An 18,487-nucleotide genomic window follows, 5' to 3' on the forward strand; every position below is an offset into this window, starting at 1 on the left:
AAACCTTATTCCAACTCTATTAATGAACTTTTTGGAAGTTCAGATTTACAGCACCAATTTCAGCTTGTGCAGCTAAGCGTTGTTTACTTGCTTTGTTCCCAACATTCAAATTCATCGTTTGATAAGAATGGTCGCCGTGTTCACGTGTGGTTTCAATGTGGACAATATACTGCCCCGCAGCAACCGCGCGACCATTGTCATCCTTACCGTCCCAGGCAAGTTTGTAGTTACCAGGGTGACGTGATGGCTTCGCTACAGCATCTAAATTGGTCATTTGACGGCCGTAACGCTTCCACCAGACATAGTTTGAATTAATCCAACGCTCATCTTTACCCCATACGGCTAAAGTACGCACAATTTTTTTGTTGGCATCTGTCACCCAAACAGAAACGTAGGGCGCACGATATTTTTCAACATTAATTTTTGGAATAGTTAAATCAATGACAGCTTGATAACCTGCAGGCCACTTTGCAGATGAACCAGCCGCAACAGCGAGCATTTCAGGTGATTGGGCTTGCAGCAAATTATTCCAACCAGCTGATTGGAACGTATCGCCATTTGACAAGGTCATTTGTGCTTCATAACCAATTAAGCTTTCAATAAGCTCAATCCCTTCAGCAGGTGTCATAGCAGCTAAAGCTGTAGCTAACGCATCTGCATCTGCAGCACACTGACCAACAACCACACATTGTTCTACTTGCTGCAATGGCATGCCTGTTTTTGGATCGAGTAAATGGCTTTGACCTGCAAGTGTACGGTAACCTTTTCCTGAAAAAGCGACAGCTTGATCATTCAAGTTTAAAACTTGTGATGGCACGGCCAAATCGTAGTGGTTAAACGCATCTTGAACACCAATACTCCAGCCTTGCTTTTGCGGTGCATTTCCCCAAACACGAATATCACCACCAATATCAACCAATATTCCCGCAATTGCTGGAACTTTTTGACGCGCTGCAACTAAAGCACGGTCAATGATATAACCTTTAGCGTAGGCATCAGGCGCAATTTTGACATCTACATTTAACTGAATCGCAGACTTTTCTTGATTTATTTGAACCGCATCTGCTTGAAGTTCTTTGAGTACACCAGCACGTGTTTCATCATCGAGTTGTACAACACCCTGAGATTTTTCCCAAAGCGCAATCAATTGACCTAAACGTGCATCAAAAGCACCACATGTTTTATCACGCCATACTTCACATGCTGCAATCACTTCAATCAGTTCTGGTGAAGCATCATTTGCATGGCCAGTTTGATTTAAAAGCGAAATTTCACTGTCTGCGCGCCATACAGAAAGTTTTTGATCTAAAGCTGCAATTTCTTTTTGCATAATATCTAAAGCTAGATTTGCATCTTGCTTAGACACACCTGTAATAATGACATCGAGTGATGTACCGAGGATATGGTCACGATGGAATCGATGCGTTAACTGTGCTTCGTTTTCAGCAGGTATAGCTGACGCTGATTTATCAGCAGCGTTCGCTTGTAAAGGAGAGATCAGTGCCAGCGCCATAACCAATGGTGTGAGACGAAATGCCTTACGAAGTGGGTAAGATTTTTTTGCAGCAGAAGTCATACTGACTCTCCGAAATATTTTTTTGAATTATTATTGATAATGATTGTAGTTATCAAGTAGATTAAGTCGGATTATCTTAAATATTATTTCCTAAGAGTGCGGAAAATGAATAACTGGTTAAAAATTGCTTTACTAACCTCGCTTCCGGTTTTAAGCCATGCTCATACCATGAGTCCTTTTTTGCTGCCTGAAGTGTTTGATACCAATGCTGGGCAAAGCATTAGTTTCCAAAGTGCAATTACCATTGAGAAATTCTTTATTCCAGGTATTAACTTTAAAACCACTTATTTAGTTACTGAGCCAGATGGTCAACAAAAGCCTATCAATGCTGCTGTAACACTCAAACGTTTTAATATAGCTGAAATGGATATTCCTAAAGAAGGTACTTATCATATCCGTACTCAAGATGCTGTAGGTAATAGCGTAAAATATGCATTGGTTGATGGTCGTTGGTTGCGTGTTCGACCAGTACGTGCTCCAAGCCCTCAGCAAGCTGCTCGCCCTGCTGAGCCTACAAAAGCACCGATGGCAGCACCAGCAAATGTACAACCTCCTCGTATGATTGCTGCTGACCAAGTACCAGCAAATGCGCAAACTTTAGAAGTTACGAATAATTTCATTGCTGAAAGCTATATAACGAAAGGCAAACCATCGCCATTACCAAAATTAACCAACAAAGGTTTTGAAGTTAAGTTACTAACTCATCCAAGCGAGTTATACGAAGGTGAAAGCCTGAAATTACAAGTTTTGGTAGACGGTAAGCCTGTACCAAACTTAGAACTGGATGTATTCAAAGGCGCTAGCAGCTACGAGCCAAATGAAAAACGCGAAATGCCGCACGCGAAAACCAACGCGAAAGGTGAAGCTGAAATTAAATTTAGCGATGATGGTATTTACCTCATCACGGCATCTTATCCAGAAGCAAATCCAGACAATACCAAAAAGCCAGCACCTGCAAACTACACTTATGGTTTAACCATTCAAGTGAGTGAGTAAGTAATATTTAGGCTGTATACACAGATCTAAATCTGAATTAAAAAATACCACTTTAACCGTGAAATAATTTAAAGCGGTTACAGTGGTTTTTATTATTGCATGATCACTATAATCACAACAGTAAGCCTTTAATACGGCTGATGTGCTCTGTATTCATCAAGGCTCATTTTATTTTTAAAGTTACAATACGATGATAAATAACTGCGGTATCATTCACTCTCAATTTCACAATTAAAAATCAAACCCTCGAGCAATCATGTCCAAAAACCTCGCAACACTGATTGGTTTCAGTGCGATTCTTCAATGGTCTTCTATTGTAGGTCTATTGAAAAAAATCAGCTTCACACTTGGGCCTGACCTCTCGGTTTTGTTTATGTACAGCTTTAGCGCGGTCATTTTACTGCTGCTCTTTCGTATTCCTAACTTAAAACAGGTTCCTCGCAATTATCTATTTTTTGCAACGATTCTGTTTGTAGTCTATGAACTGTGTTTCTCTTATGCCATTGCATTAGCTCAAACGGCACAGCAAGCCATTGAAATTAGTCTGGTTAATTATTTATGGCCGAGTTTAACCATTGCAGCTTTAATTTTGTTTAAAGAACTTAAGTTTAATTTCTTTGTCATTATAGGTTTAGCAATCAGTTTAAGCGGAATAGTATTAATTCAAACTGGTAATGAAAGCTTTAACTGGGCAACTGTTTTTGCAAATGTGCAAATAAACCCAATAAGTTATATTTTGGCTTTTTTAGGCGCAAGTTTATGGGCACTCTATTGTGTAATCACCCGTAAATATAGCCAAGGTCATAACCCCATAGCATTTTTCTTTTTAGTCATTTCCTTTGTACTTTGGCTGAAAATGCTCGTTTTTCATGGTATTCCTGAAATTCCACATATTGATTTAAATACAGGCATATTAATGTTAATGGTTTCTACTGTCACAGCATTGGGTTATGCGGCATGGAATATCGGTATTATTAAGGGTAACATCACAATATTAGTCACGTTATCGTATTTTAGCCCTATTTTTTCATCGCTCATTTCCATGTTTATTCTACAGACAAATTTATCTTTAAGTTTTTGGCATGGTGCAATTTTAGTCACAGTCGGTTCATTAATTTGCTGGATTTCAACCAGTTGGCCTCAAATTAAAACCAAACTTCAACTACTTAAATCCGCACATTAGAAAAAAACTTCAATAATTCCATGTAATTTTAAAAAATAAAACTTATTAAAAATTTGCGATACATTTTTAAACCCAATAAATTATGGCTGCAATCACACAAGTAATATGTAAGATTTGTATAGGTGCAAAATACAGAAAATAGGCTGTACCACCTGTCATCCAAGCATTGATACATTTTGAGCAAGCGTGTGCAGCAAGGCCAATCATAACTGCATAGACCAATGTCATGTTTTCTATGCTGCCTTGCATGACGACAGTTGCCATTGCAGCATGAACTTCAAATAAAGATGCCAACAATGTACCAATAATCAATCCACTATCACCTAACAACAAATTAAGACCGTATACTGCTGCTTGGATTAATGTCAGGCTTATAGCAATAATAGCGGCTTGCTTTAAGCTAAACATACGAGTGTCATTAATTGATTCTGCATCTATATCATTTTGAAGTACAAGGTCTGGTGTATTTGGGGCTGCAATTTTAGGTAAATCTGTTGAATTGGAAAAATTAGACTTTTTAAGATTGGAAACATAAATATAGCCGGCAATCATTAAAATGGTGATACCCAATAGGCAAGGCAATAAGAGTAAAGTGAACCATTCTAGGCTGAGTCCAGCAACAATAATGAGTAATTGTAATAAGGTTGCCACACAAGAAAATAAGCCTGCCCCTGCATTTGATTTGGCATCGCCATGCCCCTGACGTACTTCCATTCCTAAACTTGCAATTGTCGCCGTGCTTGATACAAAACCAGATGCTACAGCAGATAAAATTAAGGCTTTATTTCGTGATAACAAGCGTTTGGCGATATGCGCTACTGACTGCACCACTAAAATTAAAATCAGCAATTTTAAAATAACATAAGGATTCAGAACTGCGCCCCATAAAGGTTTATTGGGCATGAGCGGTAACGCAATTAGTAACAGCGCCAATAAAAATAGCCCATCACGCAATTCATAATCTTTAATCCAATTGCCTGCAATACCGTGTAAATAAGGCTTTCCCATTAAAATTAATGTTAAAACTACGGCAAGACCAGCTGCGAGTGGAATCTGATACACACACAGTGCGCCTATAAAATAGGTCATAACAAACGCAAGTTCTGTGGTAGACCCAATATCCTGCTTTTGTTTGAATAATCCATAAATACTAAATGCGATAATGGCACATGCGCCAACGATGCCTACTGAAAGATGAATAAGAAAACACAGTGCTCCCAATAGCGCACAAATTGAAAAGGAACGAAGTCCAGCAAAACTCTGTTCTTTAACTTGATTATTATTACGTTGTCGTTCAAGCCCAATCAGTAAACCGCAGCCTAACGCCGCGCCCATAATACTGAGCAAATGCTGGAAAGATAAACTGATTAAAAGGCTATTCAATTTATTACTCCCTTAGGCAAATTCTTGTATATTTCACATTCAATATAATTCTAATCTTATGTAGCGAATATATAGCTCGAAATAAGAAACACTTTAAAGTTAAAGTACTTTTCTAAGCAGACTTAAAAGTTCTTGGCCCATTTACTAGAGTTCATTTAATAGTGCTGATGATAAAATGAAAAATAGCTATGAAACTTAAGCACTTCATTTATAAGCACTAACTATTGCTTCACATCTCAAATTGATCATACCCTGTGCGATAAATGATGTAAATTATTCATGCTATTTTGTGCAAAGTATTTATATATACAAATGCCAATGTACTTTGGAAAATTGGCATGTTCAAAGCTCAATAATATATTTTAAGCCCAAATTACCATAATGGCAGCAATCACAACCAAGCCAAGCCCCCAATGGTCTGTTCGTGCTAATTTTTCTTTAAAGAAATAGGCTGAAATCAGTAGACTAAATAAAATTTCAATCTGCCCTAGCGTTTTAACAATCGCGACGGTTTGCATGCTCATTGCCGTAAACCATCCCAAAGAAGCAAGGAAACTGCAAATACTCACGCGGAACGTCAAACCAAGGCGTTGCCACATAGCAACTAAGGTTGATCGGCTAAAAATACTCAAATAAAGCAACATAATAAAGCATTGAAAACCAATAATACTAAGTAATACCCATGCTGCACGTTGAATAACAGGTAGTGTTGATAATTCTAAACTTGCTTCACGTACCAATAAGGATGTCACGGCAAAACTTAAACCACTGCCAATACCAATACATAAAGTTGAAATAGAGATTTTCTGTTTTTGATTGCCTTTGCTGAGTAAAAATACGGCAAGACCACCAATAGCCACACCACCCCAGCCCATTAAACTTAAATGCTCTGCGAGAAAAATTACACCCACTATTGCCGCAAGAATCGCTTCACTTTTCGCAAGTCCAACACCAATAGCATAATTTTTTTGTTTAAATAGCAAAACCATTAATATGGTTGCCAAAATTTGGCTTAACCCTGCTATAACAATATAAATCCAAAATTGAGTCGTAAATGATGTTTCAACTGAAATAGGTTGCTGTTGATATAAAAAATATAAATATAATCCAGCAAGAGGTAATCCAAATATAAAGCGCGCTAAAGTTACGCCATACACATCGACCGTTGTACTTAATTGCTTTTGAAAAGCATTACGCCAAGACTGCATAAAGGCAGCCATTAAAGTAAATAAAATCCAAGTGGGAAACATATATATTTAAAAAAAGTCAAAGCCTTTCAAATGTACGCGCATCCTAGATTGAATGCGAGTTTATCTCGTACTTAATTGATTGAAGAATTTTTATTAGTATTTCAAGAATAAATTATCAATTGTATCTTTGCCGGATAAAAAATTAAAGAAACCGATCTAAGGATTGTGCATAAAAAAGACCGTAATATTGACTCAATATTACGGTCTCGTTGAAACTTATTGCTCAATTAGCTGTCCATGAGTACAGAACCAAACTGTTCACGTAAATCCTTTTTCAGCATTTTTCCTGTGCCACTCAGGGGAATTGCATCCACAAAAATGACTTTGTCTGGCACCTGCCATTTCGCTACTTTATCGGCATAGTAATCCAAAATTTCAGTATCAGATAAATCGACATCTGGCTTTTTAATCGCAATTAAAATTGGACGTTCATCCCATTTTGGATGTGTCGCAGCAATCACAGCCGCCATTGCAATTTTTGGATGTCCCATCGCTAAGTTTTCTAGATCGACAGATGAAATCCATTCACCACCTGACTTAATCAAATCTTTAGAACGATCACTAATTTTCAAGAAACCATCTTCATTTAGTGTTGCAATATCACCAGTATCGAACCAACCGTCTGAAGTTAATGCAGATTCGGTTTTTCCAAAGTAGTTATTGATAATCCAATGACCTTGGATTTGTAAGTTACCCGTTGTTTCGCCATCACGAGTGACTTCATTGGTGCCATTTTCTTCATCGGTAATGCGTAAATCGACACCAAATGGTGGACGACCTTGTGAAAGACGTACTTGAAGTTTTTCTTCATCAGATAAATGTTGATGTTTCGCTTTAAATTGGTTTGCTGAACCCAGTGGACTAGTTTCGGTCATTCCCCAAGCATGAATGGTTTCACAGCCAAATTGCTCTTTAAATACTTTTAGCATTGCTGGTGGACAAGCTGAGCCGCCAACAACATTTCGCGTTAAGCTTTCAAGTTTACTTCCAGCTTGCTGCGCTGCATTGATCAAGCCTTGCCAAATTGTTGGCACACCTAAAGCCACTGAAACCTGATATTGATCAATCATTTGAGTCAGGCTTGCACCATCAAGGCCTGGGCCAGGCAATACCAAGGTACAGCCCACCATAGCCGCGGCATAAGGCGTACCCCATGCATTTACATGGAACATTGGCACAACAGGCATCATAATATCGCGTGCAGAAACATTCAGTGAGTCTGGCATACTAATGGCATAACTGTGCAGTACGGTTGAACGGTGACTATAGAGAACACCTTTCGGATTACCTGTAGTACCTGAAGTATAACACAATGAGCTTGCAGACAATTCATCAAGTTCAGGCCAATCAAAGTTAGCATTTTGTTGCGCGATTAACTCATCATAAAACTTAATTTCAGGAAAATCCTGTGAAATTGCTTCATCAACAGCATCTAAACAAATATAGTGTTCAACCGATTTTAAAAGTGGTTTAACCGCTTTAACTAGAGGTAAAAAAGTTTTATCAAATAAAATGACGCGATCAGATGCGTCATTAATAATAAAAATAAGTTGTTCTGGGAACAAACGTGGATTAATAGTATGACAGACGTAACCACTGCCTGAAATGGCATACCAAGACTCTAAATGGCGGTGATTATTCCATGCAATGGTTGCAATACGATCACTAAAATTTAAACCAAATGATGCTAAAACATTTGCAAAGCGCTTAGAGTTTTCATGAACTTTGCCCCAAGTGGTTTCCGTAATTGTGGTATCGGTATTCTTCGAAATTACCAAACTATCTGCATGGTAACGACCCGCATGTTCAATCATGCTGCTAATTAAAAGCGGTTTAAACATCATATTGCCAAGCATTCATTGCTCCCGATCTTATCCATAATTACATTGTTCTAATGCTGCAAATCTATGCAGAACTTTTATCAGCAACCTTTCCTAATTCTATAAAACGACAACATTCTTTAATTAGGAAACGTCACGGTTCACAGCCGATATGAAGTGCACACCTGAAACTGCTCATTATGTTTTTAACCTGAATTTATACGATAAGCTACTAATATTTTTATCTAATTGTTACCGTACTTTTATAGAGAAATGTTATGTATTTTAATTTTATTTATTCTTTAATACATCAATTAATGTAGAGATTTAACAGATTAAATCAGCCTCTAATAAAAAGCCCAGTGTCATTCACTGGGCTCAAGACCATCTGATTTAAAGGATTAAAGTACTTCAAATTCAATACGGCGGTTTTTCTTTCGACCTTCAGGGGTTGCATTATCAGCGACTGGTTTATTCGATCCCATGCCTTCCGTACTTAAACTAGCCGCGGCAATATTTTTTGAAATCAGATAATCTTTTACTGCATTTGCTCTTTGCTGACTCAAACTCAAGTTTTTCTCTGCATTACCTGAACTATCTGTATGACCAATAATTCTTACTTTTTTACCACCCACACGATTCAACGCAACCGCCATCTCATCCAAAATTTGAACACCTGACGCAGCTAAAATGGCACTGCCAGATTCGAATTCAATAATTCGATTACGTAGTGCTGCATCAATAATCGCTTGCTCTGCTTGGTTAACTGAAAGCTGCGCATTTAAACGAAATGGTGGCACAACTAAAGATTGAAATTTGCTTGTCGTGGGCTGAATATCATTTTGATTGGACATTTTCCCACTCAAATCGACCTGTGTTCCGCGGACAGTAAGCTTACCCTGTTTCACCTTTTTCAAATCATCATTAATAATCTGACTTACGCTGTTACCCCAGCCATTTGGTGCAGTTACCGCACGAACCTGAATTTTATCAACGACATTTTCTTGACCGTAAGTCAGATACGCCTTATTTAAAATTTCTTGTTTAGTAGCTTCATTTGGAACTGCACCCTCAATCACGATTGGTTGAGCCCAAAGCAAACTTGAAATACCCAAGGCACACAATGCAACACATAATTTGGGTAACTTAAAATTTATTCTCTGCATGGTTATTCTTCTATAAAAGTCTGTCTAAAAAGTTTGATGCCATGAATCAGACTAATCTGACGTTCACTTAAAGATTGCTCAAGTACAGCTAGCCCAGCATTTTGCTCTAAATATGGATCAATCCAACGCGCATCAATTAACGATACCCAATGATCACTGTGCATATTTTGGGTAAAAATATCACTCAATGCGGTAATATCCGCGCCTTGAAAACCAAAAAGCAAAACAGGAGAATCACTATGTAAAATACCAATTAATAATTCTGCATCTTGATTCTCTACAAATCGGCTGATTAAGCTGACCCAAAATGCTGCAATTTCGTAACAATAACTTATGTTATTGATTGGCAAAATTAATACTTTATTTAATTTAGCTGTACCTTGTCGAATGATAGGTTGAAGCAATAACCCCAATCCAATCATGCTTTGTGCAAGCTGATACGGTGTAAAATTCAATAAGCGTGCAAAAGAATGCAAAGTATGATGTTCATAAAAGGAAGAGGTTTCTTCCGTACCGAACACCATAATTTCGTTATTCAACTTTCCAAGTTTATCCAATAAAATATCTGGATCCCGAATCGAACGCATAACTCGATTGCGTTGATATAAGTCAATTAAGGTTTGCTTATAACGATATGGTGCATACAGAATATTATCAAAAGCATCATCTATTTCGAGTAAATGCGCTAAAACCATTGGAAATTGGCGCTTTGAACTATCTTCACTACTAATCAAATTTGCAGCCAAAAAGCGTTTATCTTGAGGATTTGCAATAAAAAAATCTAAAGAAGGTAAAGCGCCATAAGCCTTCATGAAATTTTCATCACGCATTGCAAATTCTAAAGCCTCGGTAATCCACTGATCAATGAGCTGAATCAGTGAATATTGATCACGGCTTTTTAAGAAATCACCACGCGCAGGACATTTCCCATAATATAGAGGTGTCGTTTTAACTTCATACATAGGCACTGTCCTGAAAATGTTTAACGCTTTTATTCAACATAGTGCATGTGATTATTCGCTTCATGGAGTTGTCGTTCCTTGTACAGACGCCATTGGAGAAGATGTTTGCGGTGCTGCTGGAGCTTGATTTGCTGGCATCGTTTGAGCAGCAACCACACGTACACCTTTATTTGTAACTACTTGATCAACCAAGGTCATACCTGCATAACCAGTGCCTGATGTAGGGCCAGAGGCATTACCACTTACCAAGCGGAAGTTTACTTTCACAAATACTTTTGGATTTTGTTTACTACGCCAAATCATCTCAAAAGCATTTCCTTGCTGCGTACGCTGAGCACTTTCAACCAAACGATTAATACCATATTCACCAGGTTCATCAAAAATTGTGTGCGTTTGACCTTCTAAATCAATTGCAGTAATTCGGGCACCCGGAATTGAGCCTTTGTTTGGCCAAACGAAATTCACCCATTGCTGTACACCATTTTCGTAAACCATACGTTGTCCATCAATATCAATGGTGTATGACAATAACTGCGAATTTTCCAGTGGGAAAAATTGGAAATTTGACTGATTACTTGCTACTGGAGTTGCTGCACCCGAAAGTTCACCTGTAGCAACGCCATTGCCAGGTGCAACATAACGTTGGAAGTTAGCAACAAATTGAGGATTCAACCCTATGCCTAAATCTTTCCACGTTTTGGTGGTTAAAGTATAACCACGACGGATAACCAATGGATCCAAATATTCTTTTACAAAGCGCGCAATACTCCCGTTTTCACCAAATATTTGACTAATTTCGTTGCTTGTCGCTTGTAGCGTCGCATTACTATTGAATGGATATTTAGGCGCTAAATTTGTAGTGAATGGTTGATAAGCTTGCATTGCCCATAGTTTATTGATTTCATTTTGTGCTGGAATCAATAACACTTCAAATGACTGTGTTACAGGTTGCATAAATAGCTTTTGTATCATTTGTTGATCTAATTCATTTAAACCAACAGACATTTTTTCATCGACAAACTTTTGTGTCGCATTAAATACTGAGCTTTGATCATTGATGGTTTGTTTCACCAGCGTCATACTCGCTGGCCCCATATCACCACTGGTTTTCAAGTCGTTAAATTTACTGCGGACTTGACCCAATGATTGCATGTATTCATCCATGATGGATTTATTTTGCTGATCATCACGTTTGCGTACCAGTTGATAGAACACATTAAATTCTTTGGCAATTACGCCTTGACCTGCACGTGCCGCAACTTGTTGCGCTTGCTGAGCATCGTCACGACTTAATACTTTACGTTTGAACCATGCCACAAATCCTTTTTGTGGCGCTGCAAGTTCCGCTTGAACAATAGGATTGTCCCAACTGGTTTCCTTCGCAATACGATCTACAACTTTACGAATTGGCGAATTTTCAGGTTCACCTAATACATCAATAAATTTTACTTGTTGAGCGACATCATTGCCTTTTCCATAATGCACGCCATTTAAAAATTTACGCCATTCCGCAATATATTCCTGTTTATACAGTTCTGTTAATTGCTTACTAATTTGATCAGGACTACCACTAAATGTCAGATCATCAGATTGTGAAGTATTTAAAACCCAATCTTGCGTATCAGTCGGATTATTTGCCGCCTGATTAATGGCTTCCTTAACATACTGATCCCATGCATCGTAGGTAAAAATACCTGGTAATGCATAGCTCCCTAGCATACTATTTTGGGCACTATCTCCCAAAATCTGTTTCACTGTAACCGCTGGGAAACGCACTGAACCACGCATTTTAATTTCATTATAAACGCGATCACGTGCAGGAATTCCCATTGTCACTGCCGTTAGTAATTGACGTGTTTGATCTACCAATAAAGTATCTGACTCAAGCGTTGGAAATGCAGGATCACCGGCCAAGGTCATGGCATAAGATAGTACTTGTTCTGCTTTTTGAATCATTTCGCCACGAGGCATTTGGCCACGATTTGAATCTAACCATGAACGCCAGAAACGCGTGACTTGATCACTTAAATGACTCGACTCAATATACTTATGGTTGCTAAGCATCAAATACGCTTTTAAAGCATTATAGGCATCTTGTGGATTGGCATCCGAAGGTTCTAGATACGGTTGATTCGATTTAACCGCTTGGGTGATTTGTACATTAACGTGATTTTGCTTAAGCGTTGCTTCATTGGCTTTCACACGTTGTAAATATTGCCCCATATTTTGTTGAGAAGGCACCAATACTATTTGCTGAATCCCACGTAAATATTCAGTTTTTAACTTCTCACGGATTTTATTCCCTTGATATAAACCAAAACTGTACTTTAACGGGCGGTCTTCATCAAAATGATCAAGTTGCTGCAAATGACCTTGTAAGATCAGTAAGGCATCTAGCTGAGTTTCTAACTCTCCACCGCTACGGCTTTCCATCTCAACAACTTTATTTAAATCAGCTTGAACTTCTGCAACCAATTGTTGGTTATTACGGTATGACCAAACCCAGAGTCCAAGCACCACAGCAACAATCATTAATGCAGCTATAAACGACATAAAACGGTGACGTTTACGGTTAGGATTAATATGTTGTTTGACTAAATTTTTATCTTTAAGAATAACGGTTGAGAACAGTCCTTTTAAGAAATAACCATGATCTTGCGATACTGAATTTGTTGGAATCCCAAACTCACTGTCTGTACTTTTGACCAAGTGAAAATCTTCTGCAATTTGCTCTGTCATTGGACTTTCAATGACACCTTCTTGCAAGGCGCTGGTGAAGTAAAAACCACGGAATACAGGTTTAAATTGATAAGGATTATCTTGAAATAAAGTCCCAATAAACGTTTTTAAAACTGGCTTTAAGCTCTTAAACTCCAAAGGGAAAGTCATCACACTTGGAGAAATATTTTGAGAATGTCGACGGCTTAAATGTGTCGTACTTACACTTTTTAGTCCATCGTACAAAATTGAATAATGTTTTTCGAACATTTCTACAGCATGTTCTGACGAGTCAGGATCATAAGGTAGCGTTGCCCCCCAAACTTGATCGAACTCATCTTTATCGTAACAATCAAAGAATTCAGTAAATCCTGCAATCAAATCCATCTTTGAAAAAACAATATATACTGGCGCAAAAATTTCTAATCGCTCCGTTAAATCTTGAATACGGGCACGTAAATTTTTAGCTAATTTAATTGATTTTTCAGGACTTTGGCTTACCAACTCTGCAACTGAAACAATAACTATTAGGCCATTAATCGGTGCTTTTGAACGATTTTTCTTTAAAATGTTTAAGAAGCCTAACCATTCCGAATGATCTTCAGCATAAACTGAATAGCGACCTGCGGTATCGAGTAAAACCCCATCCGTAGAAAAAAACCAATCACAGTTACGTGTACCACTTAGTCCGGCGGACACCATTTTTTGATGTGTTTCTTCAAAAGGAAAACGTAAACCTGAATTATAAATCGCAGAACTTTTACCTGCAGCTGGGTTACCAATGACCATATACCAAGGTAGCTCATATAATGCTGCATTGCCCTTTTTATCCCCCAGTTTAGATTTGCGAATCAACTGAATTGAATCTTTCATTTGTTGGTTAATGAGTGCCAATTCTTCTTTATTTTTTTGTTTTCCGTATTCGGCTTCATTGTCTTTAGTTATCGCTTCCGCTAGTTCTTCACCTTGCTGCTTATGGCGATAATGCTGAACTAATTCATATATTCCCCAAAGAATTAATCCCAAAATATATACAGCGACAATGATATAAAATGTTTTTTGTGGAATCGAATTGTGCATGGCCACAATAGCCACAAAAAACGACAAAGCCACCATCGCTTTAGGATTGGTGACATACTGCCAAACATAGCCGAGTATCGTATAAAATAATGTATTCACAATTTTCTCAATATGGTCTTAATTTTATTTAAATCATTTCTTGTTCAAATCTTTCATTACTTTCGCAGTCCTGAATAAAGGCAAAAGTTGATTTTTGATCTGTACTGTAAATCATCGCTATTAACTCTTCTGGCAAGTGCACACCTAACATAAAGCCAAAAATTTTAGCTAAATTTTGTGTATGCCCAAGATTTTGTTTTGTATATAAAAAATGGTGATTTTCTATCGCTGTATTTTCGAATGTTTGTTGAGTCTGCTTCATAACTTTGATATCAGTTGCTTCATCTAACATTAATAAAAATGGTTGTTCTTGCTCAAATTGAGCCAGTTGATTCAAATTTTGTTTCGTTAAACTATTTGATAAATTGGTTTCATTTGCGACAATTTGAACTACTTTTATCGCTTCTAAATTTTCAATCTGAGTGGTTTGGCTCGCAATACACCAACTTGATACATATTCAGATGCAATATATTGTTCTTGTAGCCATGACTTTTCATCAATCCACTCTTGGTCAATCTCAGAATCAACATTTATAATCAAGCTGACTTCAGTGGTTTGTTCTGAAATCTGTTTGAGTAAATTTAACCAATCACTATAAGCAACACTTACACCAATAAAATGTGCTTCTATATGAATGAGTGCAGGTAAAATAGAATACTCATCTGCAATTTTTTGTTTTAAATCATTAATTACCTCATCCCGCCATTGATGGATCAAGTTTTCCGCCAATAAAATATGAATATTCAAGCGGTTTAAACGTGATACTTGAGTTTGGGTGCTAATATCTGATTCGTTTTCATCATTTGAACGATAACTTTGATCAACCCATGCTGGATGCATGCGATATTGATATGCCATTTCACTATCATAAAATAATGCAGATTTCTTTAAATGGTCTGCAATGAAAAATATACTCTGTCCATGCTCTTCAAGCTGCTGTTGTATAAGTGCTTGGATCCGCTTTTCACGCATTGGCACAAGACTAAACTCATCGTCATTGTCTTGATTTTCCGTCAATTCATCTAAGTCTGAAATTCTGTAAGATAAGACTGGTAAGCCATATCCATTGAATAATTTTTGATCTAGTTCTGGACTTTTAAATTGTTGGATTTCCTCAACGATTTGTTCATTTTGGCCAAAGCTGTGTAATGCCGCGGCTGAAAAAACATGTAAAGAAAATTTTTCAATGTCTAAAGGCTTAGGTTTTGCATTTTCAATATTATTTAGATCTTGTTCTTCTGCTTTCAGTTGTGCCTGCTTTTCAGCTTCTAGTTTTTGTAGTTTACGGTATTGAATACCTTGATAAATTAAAAAAGGTGACAATAAAATCGCACATAATACAACGGGTAAAATGAAAAAAAAGATTAATAGATCTTTGGCAGATGGGTCATAACCCGTATCTCGCCAATAATAAATCACACAACCAGCGCACAAAATAAATAGTGCGCTAAACGTGCCTATAATTAACTTTTTCATTAAGTTGTCCCCATTAAGGCATAACAAGTTTCAGCATGATCTAATCGCTGTTTAGGCTGTAAAAAAGCGCCTTGAGCTAAACCAATTCCACCTTTTGAATTTAAACAAAGTGGCTTTATTTCTTCTTTTTTTAAAATTAAACGAATATCTACCATCAGTGTAGGACTACACCAAGTTTGGATTATTTGTTTTAGTTTTAAGCTTTTGGCTTGATTCGGTAAAAAACTTAAATACTCAGCATGACTTAATGGTCCAATGCTGACTTCTATTTTTTCATCAATTTGTCGTATCTTTTCACCACAAAATGTATTTAAACCCAATAGGTTTGGTTGAGATCCCCCTAAGCAAGTTCTTTGATCTTCTTCAAAGACGAAAGTTTCAGGAATAAATTCACGTATATTAAATTCTTGTTTAAAAATACAGCTCAGCATCGTCTTCAAAGCATAAGCGGTATTGTTCTGCCCCTGCATTAATCCAGAAAATTCTGCAAAATAATCATCTAATTCTGGTTGTGCATGTTGGCTTTTAATATAGCCACTTAAGGCATGCAAGATATCTAAATAGTGATTATCTTGTTCAATTTCATAACGTATCGGTAAATGATAATTTAAGCTCGCATCAACGTAATGTGCCGTTAATTTATGATTAAATAAACCTAAGAATTTCTGTGTTTCTTGGCGTTGCTGGCGTCCACTTAATTTAATTTTATTGGTATAACTATAAGGCAAAGCCCCCTGAATACCCGTTAAACCAACCATTAAATTAGTCAACTGAACTTTTTCTTGATTCAGCTCTAGGGTTTCAATTTCCGAATTTGGAAAGTTTAAATTTAAGGAGCTATTAAACTCAAAGTCATTTGCCCAATGTGATTGAACCTTACCGTAAGGCGCATGACGTAATAAACGTGTCGCCTGTACAAACTCATATGCTTTAGGTTCTTGAAAAAGACTGTCAATTACAGAGCTGTCTTGCCACCAACGTTCTGAACGCATTGGTATAACTCCTGCTGTGTATTGACATCAACAATGATGACATCGACAAAACTATTCATATTCACTTTCAGGTTAAAAACATGCGTTAATAATTGACTGAATATATAAAGACTGTGCCCTCTAAAAACTTCGGCATCAACTTCGACTTCGACTTTTAAACCACGTACAAATAAAGGAAACGGTTTGCTTTCTACCAATTTTTGTGTGGTTGAAAATTGGATATTTTTAATGGCATCGATAATAATTTGGTTTTCTTTAGACTTAGATAAGTTATAAAGCGCTAATAATTCTTTAATGTGCGAAACAGCATCGCCTTTCATTAGCGATAGGTTATTTAAAGACAAATGAGAAATAATACGCCACTGTTCTTTCTTATTTTGTTCAAAATAATAAGGAATAGAAGGACGTTTCAGCATAAGTGCTCGTCGCGCTAAATTACTGTCATTTAAGGTTAAAGCATTTTGATCTTTATTATAACTTTCGTATGGAAGCTCACGATTTGTGCATAATATCTCTGTACTGATAAAGTCAGACTGTGTTGCATGTGGTTCTAGGGCACGCGAGATAACGGAGTAATTTAATTCCTGATGCTTATTTTTCATCTGTTCAGGATTTAAACTATAAAAGAATTGCACTTTGTCTTGATGATAATGACTCATGGCAAAAAATGGCAAAACTGGGTAAAACACCTGATCTTGATCACTTTTTTCACGTACCATATTCATCTTCAAAATAGAATAAGCTTGGTAATACTCAGGATGATGTGCATCCGTGATCAGCGGATATTCCATTCGCTTGTGGTTGATTTTCTGCGGCTCAGCCTGCTTTTTAAATAAATTCACGATTGGAGTGGCAAACAATTTGAAGTTAGCTGCATTTAATTCTGAGTAGTTTCGGATAGATGCTTGATCATTCAGATTAAGCTTAAAATGCATTTGTAGCTCAAATTCACTTTGTTCTAAATTGAAATATTTTATGAAATCTAATTTCAATTTTAGAAAATTAAACTTTTCTGGTACGCAGAAATATTCCATCAATAATCGATATGCATGATGCGTATGTTGATCAATCGGAAGAACACTTTGCAGTTCATCAAACCCCATAATTTCAAAAGGATTGGCGATATCAAAACTATTCTGTCCTACACGTATTGAGAAACTTGTGCTGGCCTTAAAAATACTGTCCAAGACTTGTAATGGAAAATTAGAAATTGCATCAAGAAAAATAGGTAAATTTTCTTGAGCCAAAAGTTGATTTTTTTGAGAGAAAATTTCAAAACCCATACTTAATGTGGCATTTTGATTTAAATGCATATGCGCAGAAGGATGAGTTTTAAATTTTATTTGTTTTAATTGAATAGGTAGTAACACCACATCTTGTACAGTTTGATATTCACACTGTACACCACGGGTACTTTTCGCTTTTAAAGTTGTTGCTTTGGGTATAACGTGTCGATCTGTGAGCTGCTTTATTTTATTGACATCTTCAAAGCTCACCACTGAACACGCGGGAAATGGTTTTAAATATTGAGGAAACATCACCTCAAAAATTGAACGGGTAAAAATATCGTAACTGTCCGCCAGCTTTTTATCGATCCGAGCCGAAATTAAAGAAAATGCCTGAATTAGACGTTCAATATGTGGGTCATCAATCTGTTCTTGATTTAAAGACAGACGTTGGGCAATTTTAGGGTATTTACTAGCAAACTCACGGGACTGTTGTCCAAATTCCTGTAGTTGTTTTTCGTAATACGGTAACAGCTCTTCAATCACAGATAACCCACTT

General features: G+C 37.1%; 12 protein-coding genes. 2 read left to right on the forward strand and 10 right to left on the reverse strand.

Annotated elements, in window-relative coordinates; all coding sequences use genetic code 11:
* Positions 1-19: 19 nt before the first annotated feature.
* Positions 20-1,576, reverse strand: a complete 1,557-nt coding sequence (locus tag A9J31_RS13340) for a DUF2271 domain-containing protein (protein WP_067766868.1) — start codon at positions 1,574-1,576, stop codon at positions 20-22.
* A 105-nt stretch (positions 1,577-1,681) separates the two neighbouring features.
* On the opposite strand from A9J31_RS13340, the gene A9J31_RS13345 reads away from it, so the two are divergent.
* Positions 1,682-2,572 (forward strand): DUF4198 domain-containing protein, encoded by an 891-nt coding sequence (locus A9J31_RS13345; protein ID WP_067766871.1) that lies wholly within the window; start codon positions 1,682-1,684, stop codon positions 2,570-2,572.
* Between the two features lie 256 nt (positions 2,573-2,828).
* Positions 2,829-3,755 (forward strand): aromatic amino acid DMT transporter YddG, encoded by a 927-nt coding sequence (gene yddG / locus A9J31_RS13350; RefSeq protein ID WP_067766874.1) that lies wholly within the window; start codon positions 2,829-2,831, stop codon positions 3,753-3,755.
* 66 nt (positions 3,756-3,821) lie between these two features.
* Here yddG and A9J31_RS13355 read toward each other — a convergent pair whose 3' ends face one another.
* The 9 genes from A9J31_RS13355 to tssF form a co-directional block, all read right to left on the reverse strand.
* Positions 3,822-5,138, reverse strand: a complete 1,317-nt coding sequence (locus A9J31_RS13355; protein WP_067766877.1) for an MgtC/SapB family protein — start codon at positions 5,136-5,138, stop codon at positions 3,822-3,824.
* Between the two features lie 362 nt (positions 5,139-5,500).
* Complete coding sequence (locus A9J31_RS13360) at positions 5,501-6,388, reverse strand: DMT family transporter (RefSeq protein WP_067766880.1); 888 nt, start codon at positions 6,386-6,388, stop codon at positions 5,501-5,503.
* Between the two features lie 227 nt (positions 6,389-6,615).
* Positions 6,616-8,244: a long-chain-fatty-acid--CoA ligase gene (locus A9J31_RS13365; RefSeq protein WP_067766883.1), complete on the reverse strand. Its 1,629-nt coding sequence runs from the start codon at positions 8,242-8,244 to the stop codon at positions 6,616-6,618.
* Between the two features lie 365 nt (positions 8,245-8,609).
* Positions 8,610-9,374 carry an OmpA family protein gene (locus tag A9J31_RS13370; RefSeq protein ID WP_067766886.1) on the reverse strand — a complete coding sequence of 255 codons (765 nt, stop codon included), beginning with the start codon at positions 9,372-9,374 and terminating at the stop codon, positions 8,610-8,612.
* A gap of 2 nt (positions 9,375-9,376) precedes the next feature.
* On the reverse strand, positions 9,377-10,336 hold the full coding sequence (tagF, locus tag A9J31_RS13375) for a type VI secretion system-associated protein TagF (protein ID WP_067766889.1): 960 nt from the start codon (positions 10,334-10,336) through the stop codon (positions 9,377-9,379).
* Between the two features lie 60 nt (positions 10,337-10,396).
* Positions 10,397-14,233: a type VI secretion system membrane subunit TssM gene (tssM, locus tag A9J31_RS13380; protein ID WP_067766892.1), complete on the reverse strand. Its 3,837-nt coding sequence runs from the start codon at positions 14,231-14,233 to the stop codon at positions 10,397-10,399.
* A 28-nt stretch (positions 14,234-14,261) separates the two neighbouring features.
* On the reverse strand, positions 14,262-15,710 hold the full coding sequence (locus A9J31_RS13385; RefSeq protein WP_067766895.1) for a hypothetical protein: 1,449 nt from the start codon (positions 15,708-15,710) through the stop codon (positions 14,262-14,264).
* The gene (tssG, locus tag A9J31_RS13390; protein WP_067766898.1) at positions 15,710-16,702 is read right to left on the reverse strand and encodes a type VI secretion system baseplate subunit TssG; all 993 of its coding nucleotides are present in this window, start codon (positions 16,700-16,702) and stop codon (positions 15,710-15,712) included. The genes A9J31_RS13385 and tssG overlap by 1 nt, the downstream gene beginning before the upstream one ends.
* Positions 16,666-18,474 carry a type VI secretion system baseplate subunit TssF gene (tssF, locus tag A9J31_RS13395; protein ID WP_067766901.1) on the reverse strand — a complete coding sequence of 603 codons (1,809 nt, stop codon included), beginning with the start codon at positions 18,472-18,474 and terminating at the stop codon, positions 16,666-16,668. The genes tssG and tssF overlap by 37 nt, the downstream gene beginning before the upstream one ends.
* Between the last annotated feature and the right edge of the window lie 13 nt (positions 18,475-18,487).

The sequence above is a fragment of the Acinetobacter gandensis genome (assembly GCF_001678755.1).
Taxonomy (GTDB): Bacteria; Pseudomonadota; Gammaproteobacteria; order Pseudomonadales; family Moraxellaceae; genus Acinetobacter; species Acinetobacter gandensis.